Below are 24,464 nucleotides of genomic sequence, written 5' to 3'. Positions count from 1 at the left end.
ATCCGGGCTGTAAAATACCGCGATGAGCACCCCGCAATTTACCCATCTCCGCCTCCATACCGAATACTCCATCGTCGACGGCCTCGTCCGGGTCGATGACATCGTCAAAGCCGCGGCCAAGGACAGCCAGGCGGCCATGGCGATCACCGACCTCGCCAATCTCTTCGGCATGGTCAAGTTCTACAAGGCCGCGCGCGGCAAGGGCATCAAGGCGATCGCCGGCTGCGATGTCTGGATCACCAACGATGACGACCGCGACAAGCCTTCGCGCCTGCTGTTGCTCTGCAAGAACCGCACCGGTTACCTGCAGATATGCGAACTGCTGACCAAGGCATGGTTGACGAACGTGCATCGCGGCCGCGCCGAAGTGCGCACCGAGTGGCTGGAAAATGGCGCGGCGAGCGAGCTGATCGCCTTGTCGGGCGCGCATTCCGGCGATGTCGGGATCGCGATCGACAGCGGCAATCCTGCGCTGGCGCAGAAGTGCGCGGAAAAATGGGCCGCGATCTTCCCGAACCATTTCTACATCGAAGTGCAGCGTTACGGGCAGCCCAACATGGACAACCATGTGCGGCAGGCGGTGGCGCTGGCGGCGAAGTTGAAGCTGCCGGTGGTGGCGACGCACCCGACCCAGTTCCAGACCAAGGAAGAGTTCATCGCGCACGAGGCGCGGACCTGCATCGCGGAAGGCGAAATCCTCGCCAATCCGCGCCGCGTGAAACGCTTCAATGAGAGCCAGTGCTTCCGCACCCAGGCGGAGATGGCCGAGGTGTTCGCGGACATGCCGGCGGCGCTGCAGAATTCCGTCGAGATCGCCAAGCGCTGCAACCTGCAGCTCGAACTCGGCAAGCCGAAGCTGCCGCTGTTCCCGACCCCTGACGGCATGTCGCTCGACGACTTCCTCGTGCAGGAAGCGAAGGCCGGCCTGGAAGAACGTCTCCTGCAGCTGTTCCCGAACGAGGAGAAACGCGAGAAGGTGCGGCAGCGTTACGAGGAACGTCTGAAGTTCGAGACCGACACCATCATCAAGATGGGCTTCCCCGGCTACTTCCTGATCGTGGCGGACTTTATCCAGTGGGGCAAGAACAACGGCGTGCCGGTCGGTCCGGGCCGCGGTTCCGGTGCGGGCTCGCTGGTGGCGTATGCGCTCAAGATTACCGACCTCGATCCGCTGGAATACAACCTGCTGTTCGAGCGCTTCCTGAATCCGGAACGCGTCTCGATGCCTGACTTCGATATTGACTTCTGCCAGGAAAACCGCGACCGCGTGATCCAGTATGTGAAGGACCGCTACGGCCGCGAGGCGGTGTCGCAGATCGCGACCTTCGGCACGATGGCGGCGAAGGGCGCGGTGCGCGACGTGGGCCGCGTGCTCGACATGAGCTACACCTTCTGCGACGGCGTGTCCAAGCTGATTCCGTTCAAGCCGGGCAAGCAGGTATCGATTGCCGAGGCGATCGAGGAAGAACCGCTGCTCAAGGAGCGTCTCGAAAATGAAGAAGAGGTCAAGCAGTTGCTCGACCTCGCGCAGCAGGTCGAAGGCATCACCCGCAACATCGGCATGCACGCCGGCGGCGTGCTGATCGCGCCCGGCAAGCTGACGGATTTCTGCCCGCTGTACACGCAGGGCGGCGACGCCGGCGTGGTGTCGCAGTACGACAAGGACGACGTGGAAGCCGTCGGCCTGGTGAAGTTCGACTTCCTGGGCCTGACCACGCTGACCATCCTCGACCGGGCGGTGAATTACATCAAGATGCTCGACCCGGCGATGAAGGACTTCGACCTGGCCAAGCTGCCGCTGACCGACAAGGCGTCATACGAACTGCTGACCAAGGCGAAAACAGTCGCTGTGTTCCAGCTGGAAAGCCGCGGCATGCAAGGCATGCTGAAGGATGCGCGTCCCGACCGCTTCGAGGACATCATCGCGCTGGTGGCGCTCTACCGTCCGGGACCGATGGACCTGATCCCCGACTTCTGCAAACGGAAGCACGGCGAGAAGTTCGACTACCCCGACCCCCGTACCGAGGGCATCCTCTCCGAAACCTACGGCATCATGGTGTATCAGGAGCAGGTGATGCAGATGGCGCAGGTGATCGGCGGCTACTCGCTCGGCGGCGCGGACTTGCTGCGCCGCGCGATGGGCAAGAAGAAGGCGGAAGAGATGGCGGAGCACCGCCTCATCTTCCGCGAGGGCGCGGCGAAGAACGGGCTGTCACAGGAGAAGGCCGACGAAATCTTCGACTTGATGGAGAAGTTCGCGGGCTACGGCTTCAACAAGTCGCACGCGGCCGCGTATGCGCTGCTGTCGTATCACACCGCCTACCTGAAGGCCCACCATCCCGCCGCGTTCATGGCAGCCAACATGTCGCTGGCCATGGACGATACCGACAAGATCAAGATCCTGGTCGAAGACGCGATCGATATCTGCAAGCTGAAGATGCTGCCGCCGGATATCAATTTGTCCCAGTACCGCTTCGTGCCGGTCGGCGAGCCGGGCAAGAAGTCGATGCAGATCCGCTACGGCCTGGGCGCGGTGAAGGGTTCGGGCCAGAACGCGATCGAGGCCATCATTGCGGCGCGCGAATCGGGTGGACCGTTCACGGACCTGTTCGATTTCGTCAAGCGCGTGGACAAGAAGCAGATCAACCGCCGCACGATCGAGGCGCTGATCCGCGCAGGCGCGATGGATTGTTTCGGCGTCGATCGCGGCATCATGATTGCGACGGTCAACTTTGCGATGGAATGCGCAGAGCAGGCGCACGCCTCGGCCAATCAGGTCAGCCTGTTCGGCGGCGACGACAGCGACATGGAACCGCCACCGGAATATGTGAAGGTGCCGGCGTGGAGCGACAAGCAGCGCCTCACCGAGGAGAAACTGGCGCTCGGTTTCTACCTGTCCGGGCACCTGTTCAATGCATATGAAGGCGAAGTGCGCAAATTCATCAAGACCAAGCTGCTCAGCCTGGAGCCCTCTCGCGATCCGCGCCTGCTGGCGGGCATCATCAGCGCGGTGCGCGTGCAGATGACCCAGCGCGGCAAGATGGTGATCGCCACGCTGGACGATGGCACAGCGGCGGTTGACGTGACGGTGTACAGCGAGGTCTACGAAGCCAACAAGCAGTTGTTCAAGGAAGATGAATTCCTTGCTGTGCTGGGCAAGGTCACGGAAGACCGCTTCAATGGCGGCGTGCGCATCACGGCCGAAAAGGTGATGGATATCGCCATGGCGCGCGTGCAGTTCGGCAAGCAGTTTGCGTTTTCGCTGACGACGCGGCTGGATGCGGCGCAGATGAAGACGATTCTGGCACCGTATCGGTCGGAGAATGGTTTGCCGCTGACGATGCGTTACACGCAGGAAGGCGTGGGGGCGTGCGAAATTCGTCTGGCGGACGACTGGCGTGTCGCGCCGGCGGATGGGTTGAAGCAGATGCTGTTTGAGAAGCTTGGGGTGAAGGGCGCTACGGTGGAGTATTGAATAAGCCCCTCTCCCGCAGGCGGGAGAGGGGAGTAGTTCTCAGGCGACGTTCGCCGTCCTTTGCGTCCGTTCCCGTTCTGCCAGCGTCGTCAACGGCGTGCACTTCCACTCCTCCGCCACCAGCCGTTTCTTCACCCGACTCAGGTAAGCCCCATCCGGATGCGGCCCGAACCGGAACCCCATCGCATGCATCAAGCGATGGATCGGCACATTCTCCACCAGCACATCCCCTTCGATCCGTTCAAACCCGGCGGCGCGCGCGATGCAAATCAGCGATTCGATCAGTTTCCTGCCCAGGCCGCTGCGTTGCCATTCATCCGCCACGACGACGCCAAAGTCGCAACGTTCCGGATAAGGATCGGCAACGTACTGCGCCATCGCAATCGCGACTTCCTTACCGTCTCTCTGAACCACCGCCACGACGGTCATTGCCTCGGTGGCCGCGTTGTGAGTAAAGCGGTCGCGCATGCGCGGTGTCAGTTCGTGGATCGGGCTGAAGAAGCGGTGGTAGCGTGATTTCTCGGACAGGTCGCGCACCAGTTCCTGGATCAGTTCGCCGTCGTCGGCGCGCGTCGCGCGCAGCGTGACCGAGGTGCCGTCCTTGAGACGCCAGGTGTCATGCACTTCGCGTGTGGACGGTGAACGGAACGGCAGCAGTTGCTTCCACGCATGCGGGAAGGGCAGGAGGCTGAGCATGATGGCCTCCGGTCAGGCGAATGCGGGGTGGACTGCTGCCGGGAATGCGGCTGACTGGCGTTGCGACGTGCAGCGGCCGGTCTCCCGCGACAGGCTGATGCGTGCCTCACCCAGCGGCGAAAACAGGGCCGGCGTGTCACGGTCGAGGACAACGCAGTCCCCCGCTTCCAGTACCACGTCACGGATATCGCCGTCCTGTGCGATCCAGACGGCGCCGTCGAGCGCGCGCACCGTCCATCCGCGGGCTTGCGGCAAGTGCATGTGCTGGCTGGGGCGCAGGGCAAGGATTTCTCCGGCCGGGTTCAGTTCCAGTGCAGCATGTGAAGTGGCGCCATCACGGTGGTGATGAGCGATGTGTGCAACAGTCTTGTGGACCTTGGTCAGCATGATGTGCTCCTTCTTTCCGAGTCGGAAGGTCTTGTGGTGCCTCCATGGAGCACATTATGGTTTGTTCTCGTATATTTACAATTATGGAAAATGGAATAATATTGTTTCCATATGTGGACAATTGAGGGGCGCATGGAGCATCTTGCGGAGATGATGACCTTTGCGAAGGTCGTGGAAACACGGAGTTTTTCGGCTGCCGCCGTGGAACTGAAGACGTCGAAATCGCTGGTCAGCAAACAGATCGGCAACCTGGAGAGCGCGCTCGGCGTCCGCTTGCTGAACCGGACGACAAGGCGCATGAGCCTGACCGAAATCGGCGCTGCCTATTACGAACACTGCGCGCGCATTGCGCAGGAGATCGATGCGGCGTCGGAGACGGTCACGCAGTTGCAGGCAGAGCCGCGCGGCGTGCTGCGCATCACGTCGCCGGTGATTTTTGCGTCCCTGCATCTTGCCCCGGCCATCCAGGCCTTCCTCAAACGCTACGACAAGGTCGAGGTCGAACTGAACGCGAGCGACCGCATCGTCGACATCGTGGAGGAGGGTGTCGACCTGGCCATTCGCATCACCGACCATCCATCCCCGACCATGGTCGCGCGGCAGATCGCGCCGCTGCACTGGGTGACCTGCGCCTCGCCGGAGTACTTGGAGCGGCGGGGGACGCCGAACACGCCGCAGGACCTGCTGGATCATGACTGCCTCCTGTACCACGGCATCCCGCCCAACCGCGACGGATGGCGCTACAGGGTCGGCAACAAGGAAGTGGCGGTGAACGTCGGCGGCAAGTGCCGCATCAACAATTCCGAAGCCTTGCTGCAGCTTGCCCTCGGCGGCATGGGCATCGTGCTGTTTCCCACCTACATCCTCGGTCATCACCTGAAGAGCGGCCGCCTGAAGATCATCCTTCCCGATGCCGTGGCCAATCCGGGCATGTCGCTGTATATGACCTACTTGCCGAACCGATACATGCAGCCGAAGGTACGTGCCTTCATTGACCACCTGACGGCGTACTTCGGGCCGCGCCCTCACTGGGATGATTTCTAAGGCACATCATGACGTGACGAAATGTGTAACTTTTTATTTTTTGTTAACAGCCGAATCGGGTGCATGACTAGACTGGTAAGCGGACTATCGATCAAACATTCCATGAAAGGTCACACATGAAAAAACTGATTGCCCTGTTGATTGCCAGCGTCTTTGCATCCACCGCTTTCGCTGCATCCCACACCGCCACGCCGGCAGACAAGTCTTCGGCGACCATGACCAAGGACGGCAAGGCCGATTCGAAGGCGTCGAAGGAAGCGGCCAAGGCTGACGAGAAGGCAGAGAAGGCCGATGCCAAGGCGGAAAAGGACAAAGCCAAGGCTGAGGCCAAGGCGACCAAGAAGAAGGCAGAGGCCAAGGCTGACAAGTCAGCCGCCGCTGCGGATGCGAAGGCCGACAAGGCCGAAAACAAGGCTGAGAAAACCAAATAAGCTGCTCGCAATCCTTCGAAAGGCAGGCTGGTCCTGCCTTTTTTGTTTTCATCTTTCCAAAACGCAATCGCCACCCCGATGACCGCTATAATCCGCTCTGGCAGTCAGACGCGTCACCCCGATTCACGTCTCAAGACCGGCCTCACACGATTACAAGAACTTATGACATCGGTCGCATACAACGGGAATTCGGCGTCTGCCAGTAGTGCTGCACAGAAGGCGTTTTGCGCGGCCTTCTTTTTCCTTCCCATCTCCAAGTCGTTGCTGTTCGTCTCGCTGACGGCTGCCTTCGTGCTGTTCTTCGCATCGGGCGGCGGTGTCGAAGCCTTGCGCCGCTGGCGCACGCTTGGATGGGTGGCGCCGGCGCTGTTGCTTGCCGTTTTCCCGTTGCTGTCGCTGGTCGTGCATGATGACCGCGCGGCTGCCGTTTCGCATCTCGGGCTGTCCTACTACTGGCTGCTGGCCTTCGGGATTTTCCTCGCGTCGAGTACGCACGCGGTGCTGCCGTGGCTGCGCGCCTTCGTCGCCGGTGTGTTCTGCGTCTTCTGTTATGCGACAGTGACGACCGCCGGATGGATCGCGCTGCCCTGGGCGCCCTCGGCGCTCGGCAATTACATCCTGTACTCGCAACTCCTGGCAATGGCCATCGTGCTGCTGTCCGTCCTCTACCGTCACGAGCAGGAGCGGCGCCTGCGCTGGCTCTACCTGCTGCTGATGGCCGGTTTCTACGCGGGGCTGCTGACCGGTGACGGTCGCAGCGGCATGCTGGCTGTCCTGGTGCTGATGCCGTTTGTCTTTTTCAACATCTTCCCGCGCGCCAGCGTCGTGAAGGTCGCTGTCGTATCGGCGATCGCCGTCGCTGTCCTGCTGATGTCGCCGCGTGTGCAGACACGCATCGAAGCCGCGGTGAACGACCTGAGACTGTTGCAGAGCGAAGTGACCGAGACGTCCCTCGGCTACCGTTACGAAATGTGGTGGACGGCGGCGACCGTCATCCGCGAACATCCGCTGCTGGGTGCCGGACCCGAGGGCTTCAACAAGGTATGGCACAGCACGCCGAAGACGGGGGAGGGGCTGGGCTTCGTCGAGCCGCACAATGCCTTCCTGTACTACGCGTCAAGCTATGGATTGCCGGGGCTCGCGGCACTGGTCTGGCTCTACGCCGCCTTGCTGCTGAGCGGATGGCGGCGGCGCGCCACGCTGGAGGGCGGCGTGCTGTTCGTCTTTGCCGTGGTCTGCATCGTGGGCAGCTTTACCAATACGATGTTCCGCGGCGCGGTCAGCCATGCCTGGCTGATGTTGTTCATCGGGCTGGAAGGCGGGCTGCTACGCAGCGCGTTCTCCGTCGCGCCCGGGGTGAGCATGCGCAGGGCGGTGCGATGAGCCGGCCGCTGAATGTGCTGTTCATCTGCCCGACGGTGGCCTGCTACATCGGCGGCACCGAAACGGTCGTGAGCCAGCTTGCGCGGCGGATGAAGGACAAGGTCAGCCTGACAGTGCTGAGCGGGGATCCGGGAACCGGGGCGAAAGTCCTCGTCGATGCCAGCGGATACGCGTTGCGCACGATTCCGTTCGCGGGGCGCGACTCGCGTTTCAACCGCGTGCTCAGCAAGCTCTTGATGACGAGCAGGTTCAAGATCGAGAGCCGTACCTTCTTCCGGTCGCTCGCAAAGAGCAATATCGACCTGGCGTCGTTCGACTACATCCTGACCTTTTACGAGGCAGACGCGTTCCTGCTGGAAAAGCAGTATCCGGCATTGCGCGCGCGCTTCAGGCATTTCCTGCCGGGCGTGTCGATGCGGCGATTCTTCTGCCAGGTGCCTCCGCAGAAAGTGATCTTTTTCGGCTATCGTGCCGCGCCGCGTGCACAACGCAAGTGGGGCGTGCAGGTGGCGTCGCTGCCGCTGGGTGTGGACGAGCCGTTTTTCCCGGACAGCGCCCCCCGGTTTCCGGAATCGCGGCGGCTGGTCTTTGTCGGACGCCTCGACAAGAGCAAGCATGTCGACTGGCTGGCGGATTTCTTCGCCGGCAGCGGGCTGGACGGGCGCGGGTATCAGCTCGATATCGTGGGCGATGGACCGCTGCACCAGGAACTGCTGGACAAGCACGGGCGCACCGCCGGCATCGTATTCCATGGACGCAAGCGCCAGGATGAGGTGATCGGGTTGCTGAGGCAGGCCTTCCTGCTGCTGCATCCGACCGACCTGGAAAGCTTCGGCCTCACGATCCTGGAAGGGATGGCGGCGGGAATCCCCGTGATCACGCACAAGCTGGACAGTATTGAGGTCTGGGCGCATGAACATCCGCGTTATGCCGACCATCTTGACGCGGCCTCATGGAAGCAGGCGATCCTGCAGTTCGAGGACCGTGCCTGCTGGGAAGCGACGAGTGCGGCGAACCTGGCGTTCGCGCAGACATTCACCTGGGACAGGATTGCAGACCAGGTCTACAACCTGACCATGGCGCGCTGACGCCTTTCAGCAGATCACTTCAACGCAATCTTCCGCTTTCGGATGCGCTGACAGGCCGGCGTCGGCACGGGTGACGCCTGTCTTCATGCGATCCTCGACGCGCTTGCGGTTTTCCGATTCCGTCGCACGCGTATTTTCGCGGTGCCACAAGTGGAAAACCTCGGTAGAGAACGCGCCGCCCTTGCGGCGTATGCCATGGCGGGCAAGGCGCAGCACCACGTCCGCATCCTCATGCCCCCAGCCGACAAAGCTTTCATCAAAACCGTCCACGGCAACATAGTCGTCACGCCAGATAGCCAGGTTGCAGCTCTTGATGCGGTTCCATTTGACGGCGCGGTAGTGGCGCATGCCGGTGTTCGGGAAATGCAGCAGCGGGACGATCTTGTTGGTATTGCCCGACAGGCGCTGGCGCAGCCAGTAAGCCAGGCCATGCTTGTGGATCGGGTCACCGGACGACAGCACTTCTTTCGTGAACGGTTCGGACAGCAGCACGCGGCTGCCGGACACCATGAATCCCTTTTCCGCCAGCAGGCGGTGGCGGGCGATATAGTCCGGGCGCGGGACGCAGTCGCCGTCGAGGAAAACCAGGTATTCCCCCTTCGAGGCATGCACGCCGAGGTTGCGCGCGGCGGAGGCGCGGAAGCCGTCGTCGGGCTGCCATGCATGCACCAGCCGTTTCATGCCGCTCGCATGCGGCGCATTGCGGAAGGCTGCCAGGGCGTCCCGCGTCGGCTGGCCGGAACCGTCATCGGCAATGATGACCTCGAAGTTCGGATCTGTCTGGTCGAGCAGGGCGCGGATGACGGCCGCCAGCGCATCGGGGCGGTTGTAGGTGGTGACGATGACCGAGATCAGCATGTGTTGATAGCCTTGCATGGAAAGCCGCACCCGGCGGCGCGGCGCGAAAACTGCGGGGGAGTATACCTGATCCCCCCCTCTAAACTGGCCCGCAAACCGCTCTATAATCTACGACCAGCAATATTTACCCGGCTTGCCGGCCTGACATGACAATGCAACGAGTTTTCCCATGAAGCTGTCCCCCCACCTGAAACGGCTGTCCCGCATGGTCGTGCCGTACAAGGGGCGCTTGCTGCTGGCCTTGCTCGGCATGGTGATCACGGCTGCCACCGAGCCGACGCTCGCGGCGATGATGAAGCTGCTGCTGGACAACGGCTTCGGCGGAAAGGTGAGTTTCTCGCTCTGGCTGGTACCGGCCTTCGTGATCGGCATTTTCGCGTTGCGCGGTTTCTCCACCTTCATGACCAATTACATGCTGGCATGGGCGACGACGCGCCTGCTCAACGAGTTGCGGTACATGACGTTCGTGCGGTTGCTCGACGTGCCGATCGGGTTTTATGCGGAGTCGTCGGTCGGGCGCGTGATCAACTCCATGATGTTCGAAGTGCAGCAGATCGTCGACATGATGCGCAACGTGTTCACGTCCATGATCCGCGACACGCTCACGGTGATCGGCCTGCTCGGCTACCTGTTTTACCTGAACCCGGCGCTCACCCTCATCACGCTGGTGCTGATTCCGCTGATCGCCGTCGTGGTCCGCATCACCGGCAAGCGCCTGCGCCGGCTCAACACGCATTTCCTGACCATCAATGCGGAAATGACACAAGTGATTGAAGAGACCACGCGCGCGCAGCAGGTGATCAAGATCTTCGGCGGCCAGGATTACGAGCGCAAGCGCTTCAAGCAGCGTGCGGAGACGCTGCGCGGCTACTCGATGCGCATGGCGACCACCTTTGCCGCCACCGTGCCGGTCACGCAGCTGATGACGGCCTTTGCGGTGTCCATCGTGATCGTGATCGCGCTGGTCCAGGCCAACAATGGCACGACGACCGTCGGTAGTTTCGCTTCCTTCATTACCGCCATGCTGATGCTGCTCACGCCGCTCAAGCACCTGGCGGAAGTGAACGGCCCGCTGCAACGGGGCATGGCGGCGGCCGATGCCGTGTTCGCGCTGATCGACGCCGAACCGGAACGCAAGACCGGCAAGCTGCTGCCCGGACGCGCACGCGGCAGGCTGGAATTCGTCGACGTCGGCTTCACCTATCCGGAACAGAAGCAGCCGGCGCTGGCCGGTGTCAACCTTGCCATCGAACCGGGGGAGACCGTTGCGTTCGTCGGCATGTCCGGCGGCGGCAAGTCCACGCTGGTCAACCTCGTGCCCGGTTTCTATCCGGTCTCGTCCGGTGAAATCCGCGTCGATGGCGAGCCAATCGAAGAAATCTCGCTTGCCAGCCTGCGTGCGCAAATCGCCATGGTGAGCCAGCATGTGGTGCTGTTCGACGACACCGTGGCCGCCAATATCGCTTACGGCGATGCCAGTCCCGACATGAAGCGCGTCGAGGCAGCCGCGAAGGCCGCCCACCTGAGCGACGTGATCGCCGGCTTGCCGGAAGGCATGTACACCATGATCGGCGACAACGGCAGCCGCCTGTCCGGCGGCCAGCGCCAGCGCCTTGCGATTGCGCGCGCCATCTACAAGGATGCGCCCATCCTGATTCTCGACGAAGCGACGTCCGCGCTCGACACCGAATCGGAACGCGCCGTGCAGGCCGCGCTCGAGGAACTGATGCGGGGCCGCACCACGCTGGTCATTGCCCACCGCCTGTCCACCATCGAGCGCGCCGACCGCATCGTGGTGCTGGCCGATGGCGGCATCGCGGAAACAGGAACGCACGCAGAATTGCTGGAAAAGAACGGCGTCTACGCCAACCTGTATCACCTTCAATTTGCCAAGGAGACAGAAGCATGACCACCGCAGCACCGATTTCCCGCTTTCCCGTGCCCGACATCAATGCGCTGCCGGATGACATCAAGAACATGATCCTGGCCGTGCAGGAAAAGGCCGGCTTCGTGCCCAACGTATTCCTCACGCTGGCGCACCGTCCCGCCGAATTCCGCGCATTTTTCGCGTATCACGACGCCCTCATGCTCAAGGAAACAGGCAGCCTGACCAAGGCCGACCGGGAAATGATCGTGACCGCGACCAGCGCGAAGAATCACTGCCTGTACTGCGTCGTCGCACACGGCGCGCTGCTGCGCATCTACGCCAAGCAGCCGTTGGTGGCGGACCAGGTGGCGGTGAACCATCTCAAGGCCGACATTACGCCGCGGCAGAAGGCGATGCTCGATTTTGCGATCAAGGTCTGCCTGCATTCGCACGAAGTGAATGACGACGACTATGCCGTGCTGCGCACGCATGGCTTCGACGACGAAGACATTTGGGATATCGCCGCCATCACCGCTTTCTTCGGCTTGTCGAACCGCATGGCCAACGCCATCTCGATGCGCCCGAACGACGAATTCTTCCTGATGGGCCGCGTGCCGCGCAGCAAATGAGCGTGCCTGTCGAGGGCGTGCCGCGCACGCTGGTCATCTCGCCCAACTGGATTGGCGACGCCGTCATGGCGCAGCCGCTCCTGCGCCTGCTGCACGACAGCCATCCGGAGCGCCCGATCGATGTGCTGGCCCCCGCATGGGTAGCGCCGGTGTGGCGCGCGATGCGGGAAGTGGACACCGTGCTCGAAGCGCCCTTCCGGCACGGTGCGCTGCAATTGCGGGAGCGCCGCGAATATGCGGCCATGCTCCGCCTGCGTGGTTATGCGGATGCCTACGTACTGCCGAATACATTGAAATTCGCGCTCATTCCCTGGCTGGCCGGCATTCCGAAGCGCGTCGGGTACAAGGGCGAGATGCGCTACGGATTGCTGAACGTGATCCACCACGACAACCGCGACACGCCGCGGCCGATGGTGTCGTTCTACGCGGCACTGGCAAACACGCCTGCGCGCGACGTGCCGCCGCCCTCCGCGTTGCCGCGGCCATCGTTGTTCGTGCCCGAGGAGCGCATAGCTGAAGTTGCGCTGCATGTCGGTCTCAGCATGAAGCGTCCGCTGGTGTTGTTTGCTCCGGGAGCGGAGTTCGGTTCCGCCAAACGCTGGCCGGCCACGCATTTCGCGGAACTGGCCAAGGCGATCCGCAGCGAACGCAGCGATGCGCAGGTCGTGCTGATGGGATCGGCCAAGGACAAGGAAGTGTGCGAAGAGATCGCAGCCATGGCGCCGGGCGTGCATAACCTTGCGGGCGTGACGAAGCTCGATGAGGCGGTGGCGCTGATCGCCTGCGCCAGTGCGATGGTGAGCAACGATTCCGGGCTGCTGCACATCGCCTCCGCGCTCAACCGTCCGATCGTCGCCATCTATGGACCGACCGATCCGCTGCATGCACCGCCGTTTTCGGATGTCGCCAGGTCGATCTTCCTCGGCATCGAATGCTCGCCTTGCAGGGAGCGCGAGTGCCCGCTGGGGCATCATCGCTGCATGAAGGATATTTCGGCGGGGATGGTGTGGGAGCCGTTGCGGGAGATGATCAAGGAGCGCTGAATGTTCCCCTCTCCCGTAGGCGGGAGAGGGGTTAGGGGTGAGGGAGCTTGCAAGACCTTGGCCGGACTTGACAATCACCCTCATCCCCGGCCCTTCTCCCGCCTGCGGGAGAAGGGAGAGGGTGTGCTGACTATGAGCGATTATTGTCCAAATTCTCCACAAAAACTTCCAGAAGATATCCGGACATGGGCAAGGGAAATGCGTGGCAGCATGACGGATGCCGAATCCCTGCTATGGCAACTCGTCCGCAATCGCCGTTTGGCTGGAGCGAAATTCCGACGGCAGCATCCGGTCGACCGTTACATTCTCGACTTCTATTGCCATGACAAGATGTTGGCTATCGAGCTGGACGGCGGACAGCATGCCGAGGCATTGGAGTATGACCGTCATAGAGATGACTGGTTAAAGTCGCAAGGGATCAAGGTGCTGCGCGTCTGGAACAATCAGATGCTTATGGAAACAGAGGCTGTCGCGGAGAGGATTTATCAGGCTTTGGTCGAGCCATAAAGAAAGTCCCCTCTCCCGCAGGCGGGAGAGGGTTAGGGTGAGGGGGCGCGCAAATACTTGATGCGGTCTTGACAATCCCCTTCATCCCTGGCCCCTGCGGGAGAGGCGAGTACTTCAGCGTCCGGTGAAACGCACGTTGCCGCCATTCACCACGCACCGGCCAGGATTCCCTCCGATCGCATAAGCCAGCTCCCCCGGACGTTCAATCTCCCACACCGCAAAGTCCGCCGACTTCCCGGCCTCCAGACTGCCAACCTGATCCGCAAGCCCAAGCGCTTTCGCCGCATGAATCGTCGTGCCGGCCAGCGCCTCCTGCGGCGTCAGCCTGAACAGCGTGCAGGCCATGTTCATCGCCAGCAGCAGTGAAGTCATCGGCGACGTGCCGGGATTGCAATCGGTCGACACCGCCATCGGCACGCCTGCGTCGCGCAGGCCGGCGATCGGCGGAAGCTTCGTTTCGCGCAGGAAGTAGAACGCGCCGGGCAGCAGCACGGCAACCGTTCCGGCATTGCTCATGGCGGCGATGCCTTCCGGCGACAGGTATTCAAGGTGGTCTGCCGACAATCCGCCGTAGCGCGCAACCAGTGCGGCTCCCCCCTGGTCCGATAACTGCTCCGCATGCAGTTTCACGGGCAGGCCGTGTCGGCGGGCAGTGTCGAACACGCGCTCGGTCTGGGCAGCCGAAAACCCGATCCTTTCACAGAATGCATCCACCGCATCGACCAGCCCTTCCGCCGCAAGCGCCGGCAGCATGGTGTCGCACACAAGATCGATATAATGGTCCGCTTGCCCGGCATATTCCGGCGGCAGGGCATGCGCACCCAGGAAGGTCGTACGAACGCGTACCGGCATCGTCTCGCCAATACGGCGCGCAACGCGCAGCATCTTGCGCTCGGAGTCGAGGTCGAGCCCGTAGCCGGACTTGATTTCCAGTGTCGTCACGCCTTCGGCAAGGAGGTTTTGCACGCGAGTAAGGCTGGCATCCAGCAAGGCATCTTCGCTGGCCGCGCGCGTGGCGCGGACGGTGGACATGATGCCGCCGCCTTGCCTGGCAATGTCCTCGTAGGTGACGCCATTGAGGCGCGCCTCGAATTCGTCGCTGCGATTGCCGCCATGGAGAATGTGGGTATGGCAATCGATCAGTCCCGGCGTGAGCCAGCGGCCCTTGCCGTCGTGCGTCACCGCTGCCTGGTGGGCGGGAAGGTCGCTGCGCGGTCCCAGCCATGCAATGCGCCCGTCGCGCACGGCGATCGCGCCGTCGCGAATTTCGCCGTAGCTTCCCGCCGAAGCCATGGTGGCGAGGTGGACATTGATCCACAGGCTGTCCCAAGTATGGTGCTGTTCAGTCATCCCGCTCTTCCTTGAATGTGATGTGTGCCACGCAAAGTACCGCCGGCGACGAGGCAGTCAGTTCGATTTCCGTTTCTTTGCGCCAGTCGACCAGGATGGCTTCCGCAACATCTGCGTGCATGTCCCGGCAGGCGATCCTGCCGCCCTCGGCCACATAGACCAGCATCAGGTCGCCCCGGGGAATGCAGCGCCATGTGCCTTGCAGCTCCATGACTTCAAGCAGGTGCGAACATGCGGGCCGCCGCGTCATCACATTGAAGTCGACGACGGGTCCGTCCTTCAGTCGCGCGTCGATGCCTTGCTCGCCGCGAAAAACAAACGGTTCCGATCCCGAGCCCATCCTGCAACATTCGCCCTCTGCGCTTGTCAGTACCAGGCCGTGTCCCCGTATGACCGCCAACGACCGGTCAATCCCGGGGAAGAGCGAAAACGGTCCCTCGCTGGCAACCTGTGCGGTGCTGACGCGCCAGTCGAACGTGTCCAGCCCCGCGCCGTGAGGAAAGACCGCAAGCTGCGTCGTGACGCCGCCGCCGTTCTTCCACGGCATGACCTGGTAGTCGCCAGCCGCCAGCTTACGCATTGCTGCGTTCGACGATGCGTGCCAGGAGCCGCGCGGTAACGCGCGCGGTGCGCTGGTCGATATCGAGGCCGGGGTTCAGTTCGGCAAAGTCGGCAAGACGCAGCTTGCCGCTGCCCGCCACCATGTCGATCACCGGTTCAACCACATCGAGCGGAACGCCGCGTGCCGCAGGGGCGCTCACGCCCGGTGCAACGGATGCGGGCAGCACATCGAGGCAGACGGTGAAGTACACGTGGTCGACCTGTGCGATGAAATCCGCCAGCGTCGCGCGCACCTTTTCCAGCGCGGCGACGTGCATGTCCTCGTCGAGCATCCAGCGCACGCCAAGCGCGCGCGCACGCTCGAACAGCGCCTGCGTGTTGCCGAACTCGCTGATGCCGAGCACGCAGTAGTGAAAAGGCCAGCCGCGTGCCTGGCAGTCTTCCGCGATCTGGCGGAATGGCGTGCCGGAACTGGCGCGTTCGGCCATTCGCAGGTCGAAGTGGGCGTCGAGGTTGATCACGCCGATGCGCGGCGCTTGTTCCCGTTTCGCGAGATGGCGTGCAAGGCCGCTGAAGGAGCCGAAGGCGATCTCATGGCCGCCGCCCATGGCGACGGGGAGCTTGCCGCGTGCCAGCACGTCCGCGACGACGCCTGCCAGTTCTTCCTGTGCCGCTTCGAGGCCGTCGTCGCTGCACACGACATCACCGGCATCAGCCAGCGAACGGCAGCGATGGACCGGCGTGTTGCCCAGCACGCTGCGCAGCGCAGCCGGTCCCTGGCATGCGCCGATGCGGCCGTTGTTGCGCGCAACGCCGGCATCGCAGGCAAAGCCGATCAATGCCACGCCGCCATCGTCCGTACAGTCTTCCAGCGGTTTCACGATCTGGTGCCAGCGCTTGCCGCGCTCGCCTTCCGTCGCGTCGACGCGGCCTTGCCAGCGTGTCATGTCTGCCTTCTGGTGCATGGCGTCTCCTATGCGGCGTACAGGCCCGCGAACAGGTCCTGGCAGGTTGCGCTCAGGTCGCCGCGCAGCACCATCTGCTTGGCCGCTTCGATGTCGGGCGCAAACAGGCGGTCCTTCTCGTAGAAGGCCACGCGCTGTCGCAGGCGCTGCTGCACCTGCGACAGTTGCGGCGAGGTCTTGAGCGGCCCATGGAAATCGACGCCCTGGGCGGCGGCCAGCAATTCGATGCCGACGATGGTGGCCGTGTTGTGCGCCATCTCGTGCAGGCGGCGGCCGGCGAAGGTCGCCATGCTGACGTGGTCTTCCTGGTTGGCAGAGGTCGGCAGGCTGTCGACGCTGGCCGGATGGGCGTGGGACTTGTTTTCCGATGCAAGCGCGGCAGCCGTCACATGCGCGATCATGAATCCGGAGTTGAGACCGGACGAGGCGACCAGGAAGGGCGGCAGGCCGGAGAGCGTCGAATCGATCAGCAGCGCGATGCGGCGCTCGGACAGCGCGCCGATTTCCGCGATGGCGAGTGCCAGCGTGTCTGCCGCAAAGGCGACCGGCTCCGCGTGGAAGTTGCCGCCGGAAATGACGTCGCCTTCTTCCGCATACACCAGCGGGTTGTCGGTGACGGCATTCGCCTCGATCAGCAGGGTGCGCGCGGCATTGCCGATCAGGTCGAGGCAGGCGCCCATGACTTGCGGCTGGCAGCGCAGGCTGTACGGGTCCTGCACGCGCTCGTCGTTTTCCAGGTGCGAGCGGCGGATTTCGCTGCCGGACAGCAGCTGGCGGTAGATCTTCGCCACTGCGATCTGTCCCGGCTGGCCGCGCACGGCATGCACGCGCGGATCGAAGGGGGCGTCGCTACCCTTGGCTGCATCGACGGACAGTGCACCGGCGACGGTCGCGGCCTCCAGCATGCGCTCGGCGAGGAACAGGCCGTTCAGGGCGAGCGCGTTGGAGACCTGAGTACCGTTGATGAGTGCAAGGCCTTCCTTGGCGGCCAGCGTGACCGGCTCGATGCCCGCGGCAGCCAGCGCTTCCTTGGCGGGCACGATGCGGCCATCGACACGCGCATCGCCTTCGCCCATCAGCGCGAGCGTCATGTGCGACAGCGGGGCGAGGTCGCCGGACGCGCCAACGGAACCCTTGCTCGGGATGCAGGGCATGATGCCGGCGTTGTAGAGCGCAATCATGGTGTCGATCACCGAGGCACGGATGCCCGAGTAGCCGCGCGCGAGGCTGCCGATCTTCATCGCGAGGATCAGGCGCACGACCTCGTCGGCGATCAGCTCGCCGCTGCCCACCGAATGCGACAGGATCAGGTTGCGCTGGAGTTCTTCCAGCTGGTCGTTCGGAATGTGCGTCTTCGCCAGTTTGCCGAAGCCGGTGTTGATGCCATAGGCGGGAGCGCCGCGTTCCACGATCTTGTGGATCGTGGCTGCGGACGTGTTGATCGCTTTGTAGGCGGAGGGAGCCAGCACGAGCGGGATGGCGTCGCGCCAGATGGTGCGCAGGTCCGTCAGGGTCATCTGGCCGGGTTGCAGGGTGAGGCTGTTTGTCATTGGTCGATTGCTTTCTGCGTTCTGCTTTATGTACTACGGTGCTTACATATCTTGTTCAACATGTGGTCGAGAGCGGGTGCCGGTAGCTGGTTGCACTGCATATCTTCCCCGTCGTCCTCGCGAAGGCGGGGACCCATAAGCCGGTACTCGATCTACCTCACTATGGGTTCCCGCCTTCGCGGGAACGACGGGGAAAGCACATTGCCGAATCAACCTTTTGCACCCGCGCTCAATCCAAGCTGCGTCCTTTACTTGATCATCGGCAGCTTCAAGCCGTTGCGTTTTGCGCATGCTACCGCGGCTTCATAGCCGGCGTCAGCATGGCGCATCACGCCCGAACCGCAGTCGTTGACCAGCACGCGCGCCAAACGTTTTGCCGCAGCGTCGGTGCCATCGGCAACGATCACCATGCCGGAATGCTGCGAGTAGCCCATGCCCACGCCGCCGCCATGGTGCAGCGACACCCAGGTCGCGCCGCCGGCCGTATTCAGCAGCGCATTGAGCAGCGGCCAGTCGGAGACGGCATCGGTGCCGTCCTTCATGCTTTCCGTTTCCCGGTTCGGGCTGGCGACGGAGCCGGTGTCGAGGTGGTCGCGGCCGATCACGATCGGGCCCTTCAGTTCGCCATTCTTCACCATTTCGTTGAAGGCGAGGCCGGCGACGTGGCGCTCCCCCAGTCCCAGCCAGCAGATGCGCGCCGGCAAGCCCTGGAAGGAAATGCGGTCGCGTGCCATGTCCAGCCAGTTGTGCACGTGCTTGTTCTCCGGGAACAGTTCCTTGATCTTGGCATCGGTCTTGTAAATATCTTCCGGATCGCCCGACAGCGCAACCCAGCGGAACGGACCCTTGCCGTCGCAGAACAGCGGACGGATATAAGCGGGCACGAAGCCGGGGAAATCGAATGCATCCTTGACGCCGGTATCGAACGCGACCTGGCGGATGTTGTTGCCGTAGTCCACGGTCGGGATGCCCATGGCATGGAAATCCAGCATCGCCTGCACATGCACCGCGCAGGACTTTGCAGCAGCAGCGGTCAGCTCCGCATGGCGGCCGTGGTCCTTCTGCGCGGCCTTCCATTGCTCGACCGTCCAGCCCACCGGCAGGTAGCCGTTGATGAGGTCGTGCGCGGAGGTCTGGTCGGTGACCAGGTCCGGCTTGATGCCGCCGGCTTTCGCGCGCTTGACCAGTTCCGGCAGGATTTCGGCGGCATTGCCCAGCAGCGCGATCGACACCGCTTCCTTGCGTGTGGTGTGGTGCTTGATGAGGGCGATCGCGTCGTCGATGTCCTTGGCCTGCTTGTCGACATAACGGGTGCGCAGGCGGAAGTCGATGCTGCTCTGCTGGCATTCGATGTTCAGCGACACTCCGCCGGCCAGCGTCGCCGCCAGCGGCTGCGCGCCGCCCATGCCGCCGAGGCCGGCGGTCAGGATCCAACGGCCGGCCCAGTCGCCGTTGTAGTGCTGGCGGCCGGCTTCGCCGAAGGTTTCATAGGTGCCCTGCACGATGCCCTGGCTGCCGATATAGATCCAGCTGCCGGCGGTCATCTGGCCGTACATGAACAGGCCCTTGCGATCGAGTTCGTTGAAGTGGTCCCAGTTGGCCCACTTCGGCACCAGGTTGGAGTTGGCGATCAGCACGCGCGGCGCGTCCGGGTTGGTCTTGAACACGCCGACCGGCTTGCCGGACTGCACCAGCAGGGTTTCGTCGTCGTTCAGGTCCTTCAGGGTTTCCAGGATCTTGTCGAAGCATTCCCAGTTGCGCGCGGCGCGGCCGATGCCGCCGTAGACCACGAGGTGTTTCGGGTTCTCGGCCACTTCCGGGTCGAGGTTGTTCTGGATCATGCGATAGGCGGCTTCGGTCAGCCAGCTCTTGCAGGTGCGTTCGCTGCCGCGCGGGGCGCGGATGACGCGGGACTCATCCCAGCGCGGATCGTCGTTCAGTTTTGCGGCGTCGGTCATCGTATTCATTGTTGTTCCTTCCAGTGTCAATCAGTGCAGGCCGAGGTAGGCCGCGGTCAAAGAGGTATTGTTCATGGCGTCGCTCGCCTTGCCTTGCCACACGGTGCGGCCGGATTCCAGCACGCAGACGTCGTCGGCGAAGGCGAGCACGCGGTCGGTGTTCTGCTCCACCAGCAGGATGGTCATGCCGTCCTGCTGCAGTTGCTGCAATGCGCGGTAGCAGAGATCAATGACCTTGGGCATCAGGCCCAGCGACAGTTCATCGATCATGATCAGCTTGGGGCGGGTCATCAGTGCGCGGCCGATGGCGAGCATTTGCTGCTCGCCGCCCGACAGGTTGCCCGCCAGCGAGTCCAGCCGTTCGCCGAGACGCGGGAACAGGCCGAGCACATAGTCGCGGTCCTGCCTGAAGCGGCTGGCCGGCTGGATCAGGCCGCCCACGCGCAGGTTGTCTTCCACGCTCAGGTCCTTGAACAGGCGGCGGCCTTCCGGCGAGATTGCAATGCCACGGCGTACGCGCTGGTCGGGCGTGAGCGTGCTGATGTCCTGCCCGTCGAACATGATGGCGCCGGCCTTCAGCGCGACATGGCCGGCCACGCACATCAAGGTGGACGACTTGCCCGCGCCGTTGGCGCCGATCAGGCCGGTGATCGTGCCCGGACGCAGCGTGAGCGACAGGTCGTTCACCGCTTCGAAGGCGCCGTAGCCGCAGGAGAGGTGATGAAGTTCAAGCATGGGTGCCTCCGACAACGGCCAGGTTGGGTTGTTTCGCTTTTTCCGCGATGGTGTCGCCGCCGAGATAGGCGGAACGCACGGCGGGATCGTTCATCACGGCGCGCGGTTCGCCCTGGGCGATCTTGCGTCCGTTGTCCAGCACCACGAGGCGCTGGCACACGCGCATCACTTCACTCAGGTTGTGCTCGATCAGGATGATGGTCACGCCCTGGCGGTTGATGTCGGCGATGGTGGTCGCCAGTGCATTCGCTTCCTTCGAGTTGAGGCCGGCCAGCGGTTCGTCCAGCAGCAGGAGCTTGGGCTTCAACGCCAGTGCGCGCGCCATCTCCAGCCGCTTGAGGATGCCCAGCGGCTGGATGCCCGGCTTCTGGTCCGCATGCGCGGCGATGCCGACGCGTTCCAGCATCTCGCGGCCGACCACTGCTTCCTCGTCCTGCGACACATGCATCAGGGCCTTCAGCGGCGAACGGGTGCGGGCCATGCCGGCGGCGAGGGCGACGTTGTCCAGCAGCGAAATCTCGCGGAAGGGCTTGACCAGCTGTTGCGACAGCGACAGGCCTTTCTGGATGCGCTTGTGGATCGGCATCCCGGACAGGCTTTCGCCTTCCAGCAGCACATCGCCTTCCGACGCGCGCACAACACCGGTGATGGCGCGCAGCATGGTCGTCTTGCCTGCGCCGTTGGGGCCGATCAGGCCGAGCAGTTCGCCGGGGTAGACATCGAAGGACACATCGTCGATCGCGGTCAGTCCGCCGAAGCGCACGGTAACGTTGGCGACGCGCAGCAGTGCGTTCAGTTGCGTCATCATGCGCGGCCTCCGTTGGAACGTTGCAGGACGCGCGTCACGATGGCGGCCATGCCGCCCGGCGAGAAGCGCATCATCAGGAACAGCAGGCCGCCGTAGACCAGCAGCTTGTAATCGCCGATGAACTGGAACCAGGCGGGCAGGGCGCTCAGCACCGCCGCGCCGACGGTGACGCCGGCGACGGAGCCGATGCCGCCGACCACGACCATGGACAGCACCGTCACCGATTCGACAAAGCCGAAGCTGTCAGGGCCGATGAACTTCAGGTGCTGTGCATACAGGCCGCCGGCCAGTCCCGCGAGCGCGGTGCCGATCGCGAACGCGGCCAGCTTGTAGCGCGGCACATCGATGCCGAGCACGCGCATCGTGTCTTCATCTTCCGCCACGCCGTTGAATACGCGTCCCATCCACGATTTGCGGATGTAGATGCAGAGCGCGGCGGTGGCAACGCACAGCACGAAGGTCAGCAGCATGAATCCGGTCTTGGACAGGCCGGAATCCGGAATGGCGGACACGCCGAGTTCGCCGCCCAGCCAGTCCTGCTGGCGGACGATGCCGACGAACAGGAAACCCACGCCCATCGTGGTGATGGCGAGGAAGTCGGCACGTACCCGCAGGCTGGCAAGCCCGACCACCGCGCCGATGATGCCGGCAAGCAGCATGCCCAGCGGCAGCGTGGCGAGGAAGGGCAGGCCGGCCTTGGACAGCAGCGCGGACATGTACGCGCCGATGCCGAGGAAGGCAGCATGCCCGAGGCTGATCTGGCCGCAGAAGCCGGTGATCAGGTTGAGCGACAGCGCAAACAGCACGCTGATCGCCATGGTGGTCAGCAGGGAAATTTCGTATTCCATGATCTCTTATCTCCGAGCGAACAGGCCTTGCGGACGGACCATCAGCACCGCGATCAGGAAGGCGAAGGCGATGGCATTGCGATCGAGCAGCTTGCCCAGGTAGATCGTGCCGAAGGACTCCACCACACCGAGCACCAGCGCCGCGAGCAGGGTGCCGCGCACCGAACCCATGCCGCCGAGCACGATGATGGCGAGACCCTTGTAAGACGGCACACTGCCCATGGTCGGTTCCACCAGGTTGTTCAGCAGCGCCACCCACACGCCGGCAAAACCGGCCAGCGCGGAGCCGACGAAAAAGTTGATGTCGCGCACCTGGCGCAGCTTGATGCCGAAGGATTCCGCCATCTGCGGATCGGACACCGTTGCCTGGCAGGCGACGCCGACGCGGGTCTTGTTCTGCAGGTAGCCGAGCACGCCGATGATGACGGCGGTGCCGAGCATGACCAGCAGTTCCGCCTGCTTGAACTGCAGGCCGCCGAACAGCGCCACCTGGTCCTGCAGCGGCGGCGTCTGGTAGGACATGCCGGCGGCGCCGAAGATGATGCGGAACAATTCTTCAAAGGCAATGTAGAGGCCGATCGACGCGATGAGCGCGACGAAGGGCGGCTGCTTGAGGATCGGTTCATAGCAGACGCGGTACATGGCCACGCCGGACATGCCGGCGACCATCATCGCGGCAAAGAAGCCGAGTACGAGGCTGCCGGTGGTATTGGTGACCAGCACGCCGAGGTAGCCGCCCAGCGTGAACAGGGCGGCATGCGCGACGTGCAGGATGCGCAGCAGGCCGTAGACCAGCGTCAGCCCCAGCGCGACGAGCGCGTAGATGCTGCCTTGGACCAGGCCTTGGGCGGTGAGCTCCAGGAAGAGCATGATGACTCCTTGATGTGGACTGTCTTGCTCCCTTCTCCCGCAGGCGGGAGAAGGGTCGGGGATGAGGGGCGTTGTCAATGCCGCAGGAGGCTGTGCGAACTCCCTCACCCCCAACCCCTCTCCCGCCTGCGGGAGAGGGGAGTATTCGGAACGATTACTTCGCCGACTTCGACGGCGGCGTGAGCAGCGGACCCGAAATCACCGAATGACGGCGGAACGCCTTGTCCTTGATGACCTGCACCTGCACATCCTTCTTCACTTCATGCAGGTCGTTGAACGCGAGCTTGCCGATCGGCGTGTCGAAGTTGCCCGCGGCCAGCGCATTCTTCAACTCCTCGCCACCCTTGCCGTTGGTCTTCTTCAAGCCTTCGATCAGGACCGAGGTCGCGGTATAGGCGGACGCGGCAACCATGTCGGCATTCGAGCCGACCGCCTTGCGGAAGTCGGCAATGAACGACTTGGTCGCGGCGGAATCGGAATCGCGATCCAGCGAGGTGGTGACGTACACGCCCTCGGCGGCGGCGCCGGCGATCTCGATGAACTTGTCGGAGTCGTAGCCTTCCTGGCCGATGATGGGGGCGCTCACGCCGGCGGCACGCAGCTGGCTGACCAGCGGGCCGGCGGTAAAGTAATAGCCCGACGCGTAGATGACGTCCGGATTGTCCGACTTCACCTTCGACACCAGTGCGCCGAACTGGCGGTCCTGGATGCCGTACTCGTATTCATTGACGACCTGCAGGCCGAACTTCGACGCGCCTTCCTTGAAGCCGGCAGCGAGGGCCTGGCCGAAGTCATTCTTCAGCGTGATCATCGCGACCTTCTTCTTGCCGAGGTTGTGCACCAGCATCGAACCGGCGCGGCCCTGGACTTCGCCCATCGCCGAGACGCGGAACATGTAGTCGCCGGTCAGCGTGATGTCCGGGTGGATCGCATAGGACACGACGTAAGGCACCTTGCCTTGCTGGAAGATGCCGGCGGCGGCGCGCGTCGAGCCGGAATAGGAGCCGGACACCGCGCCGACCACCTTGTCCTTTTCCACCAGCTTGGTGGCGACGGGCACGGCTTCCTTCGGCGAAGCCTGGTCGTCGTAAATCACCAGTTCCAGCTTCTGGCCGGCAACGCCGCCCTTGTCATTGGCTTGCGCGACGGCCAGCTTGGCGCCTTCCAGCGCCGACTTGCCGTCTGCCGCGGCAAAGCCGGTCAACGGCACATTGAAGCCGATCTTGATCTGCGCATGGGCGGGAACGGCGGCGAAGAAGGCGGTGAAGCATGCGGAAGCGAGCAGTTGCCTGCGGAATGGAATCATTACGTGTCTCCTCAAGGGTCTGAATCGTGGGCGTCTGCGAACGTCATGGACGCCCTGGCCGGATTGCGTGCCCGAAAAACAATGGCGTTTTCCGGGCCGACGCTT

22 protein-coding genes are annotated in these 24,464 nt (G+C 63.2%); 9 read left to right on the top strand and 13 right to left on the bottom strand.

Features of this window, described 5'->3' with window-relative positions; translation table 11 throughout:
• The first annotated feature begins 22 nt into the window (after window positions 1–22).
• Window positions 23–3,475 (top strand): DNA polymerase III subunit alpha, encoded by a 3,453-nt coding sequence (dnaE, locus tag AC3WOY_RS08670; protein WP_492422752.1) that lies wholly within the window; start codon window positions 23–25, stop codon window positions 3,473–3,475.
• A gap of 39 nt (window positions 3,476–3,514) precedes the next feature.
• Here the strand turns inward: dnaE and AC3WOY_RS08665 are convergent, their stop codons facing one another.
• A complete protein-coding gene (locus AC3WOY_RS08665) occupies window positions 3,515–4,171 on the bottom strand; it encodes a GNAT family N-acetyltransferase (RefSeq protein WP_492422750.1) in 657 nt (218 codons plus the stop codon).
• Between the two features lie 12 nt (window positions 4,172–4,183).
• Window positions 4,184–4,558 carry a DUF2917 domain-containing protein gene (locus tag AC3WOY_RS08660; RefSeq protein ID WP_492422748.1) on the bottom strand — a complete coding sequence of 125 codons (375 nt, stop codon included), beginning with the start codon at window positions 4,556–4,558 and terminating at the stop codon, window positions 4,184–4,186.
• A 132-nt stretch (window positions 4,559–4,690) separates the two neighbouring features.
• Here AC3WOY_RS08660 and AC3WOY_RS08655 point away from each other — a divergent pair, with 132 nt between their 5' ends.
• The 4 genes from AC3WOY_RS08655 to AC3WOY_RS08640 all read left to right on the top strand — a co-directional run bounded on the left by AC3WOY_RS08655 (window position 4,691) and on the right by AC3WOY_RS08640 (window position 8,504).
• Window positions 4,691–5,602 (top strand): LysR family transcriptional regulator, encoded by a 912-nt coding sequence (locus tag AC3WOY_RS08655; RefSeq protein WP_492422746.1) that lies wholly within the window; start codon window positions 4,691–4,693, stop codon window positions 5,600–5,602.
• 116 nt (window positions 5,603–5,718) lie between these two features.
• Entirely contained in the window at window positions 5,719–6,033 is a 315-nt protein-coding gene (locus tag AC3WOY_RS08650; protein WP_492422744.1) for a hypothetical protein, read from the top strand.
• 162 nt (window positions 6,034–6,195) lie between these two features.
• Window positions 6,196–7,416: an O-antigen ligase family protein gene (locus AC3WOY_RS08645; protein ID WP_492422742.1), complete on the top strand. Its 1,221-nt coding sequence runs from the start codon at window positions 6,196–6,198 to the stop codon at window positions 7,414–7,416.
• Window positions 7,413–8,504 (top strand): glycosyltransferase family 4 protein, encoded by a 1,092-nt coding sequence (locus AC3WOY_RS08640; protein ID WP_492422740.1) that lies wholly within the window; start codon window positions 7,413–7,415, stop codon window positions 8,502–8,504. Before AC3WOY_RS08645 ends, AC3WOY_RS08640 begins: the two co-directional genes overlap by 4 nt.
• 6 nt (window positions 8,505–8,510) lie before the next feature.
• Here AC3WOY_RS08640 and AC3WOY_RS08635 read toward each other — a convergent pair whose 3' ends face one another.
• Entirely contained in the window at window positions 8,511–9,380 is an 870-nt protein-coding gene (locus AC3WOY_RS08635) for a glycosyltransferase family 2 protein (RefSeq protein ID WP_492422738.1), read from the bottom strand.
• A 151-nt stretch (window positions 9,381–9,531) separates the two neighbouring features.
• Between AC3WOY_RS08635 and msbA the strand changes: the two genes are divergently transcribed.
• From msbA to AC3WOY_RS08615, 4 genes are all read left to right on the top strand, one after another.
• Window positions 9,532–11,271: a lipid A export permease/ATP-binding protein MsbA gene (gene msbA / locus AC3WOY_RS08630; protein ID WP_492422736.1), complete on the top strand. Its 1,740-nt coding sequence runs from the start codon at window positions 9,532–9,534 to the stop codon at window positions 11,269–11,271.
• On the top strand, window positions 11,268–11,858 hold the full coding sequence (locus AC3WOY_RS08625; RefSeq protein ID WP_492422734.1) for a peroxidase-related enzyme: 591 nt from the start codon (window positions 11,268–11,270) through the stop codon (window positions 11,856–11,858). Before msbA ends, AC3WOY_RS08625 begins: the two co-directional genes overlap by 4 nt.
• Window positions 11,855–12,901: a lipopolysaccharide heptosyltransferase II gene (waaF, locus tag AC3WOY_RS08620; protein WP_492422732.1), complete on the top strand. Its 1,047-nt coding sequence runs from the start codon at window positions 11,855–11,857 to the stop codon at window positions 12,899–12,901. The genes AC3WOY_RS08625 and waaF overlap by 4 nt, the downstream gene beginning before the upstream one ends.
• A gap of 132 nt (window positions 12,902–13,033) precedes the next feature.
• Window positions 13,034–13,408 (top strand): endonuclease domain-containing protein, encoded by a 375-nt coding sequence (locus AC3WOY_RS08615; RefSeq protein ID WP_492422730.1) that lies wholly within the window; start codon window positions 13,034–13,036, stop codon window positions 13,406–13,408.
• A gap of 114 nt (window positions 13,409–13,522) precedes the next feature.
• Here AC3WOY_RS08615 and hutI read toward each other — a convergent pair whose 3' ends face one another.
• From hutI to AC3WOY_RS08565, 10 genes are all read right to left on the bottom strand, one after another.
• Window positions 13,523–14,758, bottom strand: a complete 1,236-nt coding sequence (gene hutI / locus AC3WOY_RS08610; RefSeq protein ID WP_492422728.1) for an imidazolonepropionase — start codon at window positions 14,756–14,758, stop codon at window positions 13,523–13,525.
• Entirely contained in the window at window positions 14,751–15,338 is a 588-nt protein-coding gene (locus AC3WOY_RS08605) for a HutD/Ves family protein (RefSeq protein ID WP_492422726.1), read from the bottom strand. Before AC3WOY_RS08605 ends, hutI begins: the two co-directional genes overlap by 8 nt.
• The gene (hutG, locus tag AC3WOY_RS08600) at window positions 15,331–16,284 is read right to left on the bottom strand and encodes a formimidoylglutamase (protein ID WP_492422724.1); all 954 of its coding nucleotides are present in this window, start codon (window positions 16,282–16,284) and stop codon (window positions 15,331–15,333) included. Before hutG ends, AC3WOY_RS08605 begins: the two co-directional genes overlap by 8 nt.
• Window positions 16,285–16,292: 8 nt before the next feature.
• Entirely contained in the window at window positions 16,293–17,834 is a 1,542-nt protein-coding gene (gene hutH, locus AC3WOY_RS08595; protein WP_492422722.1) for a histidine ammonia-lyase, read from the bottom strand.
• Between the two features lie 248 nt (window positions 17,835–18,082).
• Window positions 18,083–19,801, bottom strand: a complete 1,719-nt coding sequence (hutU, locus tag AC3WOY_RS08590; RefSeq protein WP_492422720.1) for a urocanate hydratase — start codon at window positions 19,799–19,801, stop codon at window positions 18,083–18,085.
• A gap of 21 nt (window positions 19,802–19,822) precedes the next feature.
• Complete coding sequence (locus tag AC3WOY_RS08585; protein ID WP_492422718.1) at window positions 19,823–20,527, bottom strand: ABC transporter ATP-binding protein; 705 nt, start codon at window positions 20,525–20,527, stop codon at window positions 19,823–19,825.
• On the bottom strand, window positions 20,520–21,335 hold the full coding sequence (locus AC3WOY_RS08580; protein WP_492422716.1) for an ABC transporter ATP-binding protein: 816 nt from the start codon (window positions 21,333–21,335) through the stop codon (window positions 20,520–20,522). Before AC3WOY_RS08580 ends, AC3WOY_RS08585 begins: the two co-directional genes overlap by 8 nt.
• Window positions 21,332–22,183: a branched-chain amino acid ABC transporter permease gene (locus tag AC3WOY_RS08575; RefSeq protein ID WP_492422714.1), complete on the bottom strand. Its 852-nt coding sequence runs from the start codon at window positions 22,181–22,183 to the stop codon at window positions 21,332–21,334. The genes AC3WOY_RS08580 and AC3WOY_RS08575 overlap by 4 nt, the downstream gene beginning before the upstream one ends.
• Window positions 22,184–22,189: 6 nt before the next feature.
• Complete coding sequence (locus AC3WOY_RS08570) at window positions 22,190–23,053, bottom strand: branched-chain amino acid ABC transporter permease (protein WP_492422712.1); 864 nt, start codon at window positions 23,051–23,053, stop codon at window positions 22,190–22,192.
• Between the two features lie 154 nt (window positions 23,054–23,207).
• Window positions 23,208–24,359 (bottom strand): ABC transporter substrate-binding protein, encoded by a 1,152-nt coding sequence (locus tag AC3WOY_RS08565; protein ID WP_492422710.1) that lies wholly within the window; start codon window positions 24,357–24,359, stop codon window positions 23,208–23,210.
• Between the last annotated feature and the right edge of the window lie 105 nt (window positions 24,360–24,464).

The organism is Noviherbaspirillum sp. FW303-A3, assembly GCF_058788695.1.
The sequence above is the reverse complement of the archived record's forward strand: the minus strand, read 5'-3'. Positions and strand labels throughout refer to the sequence as shown.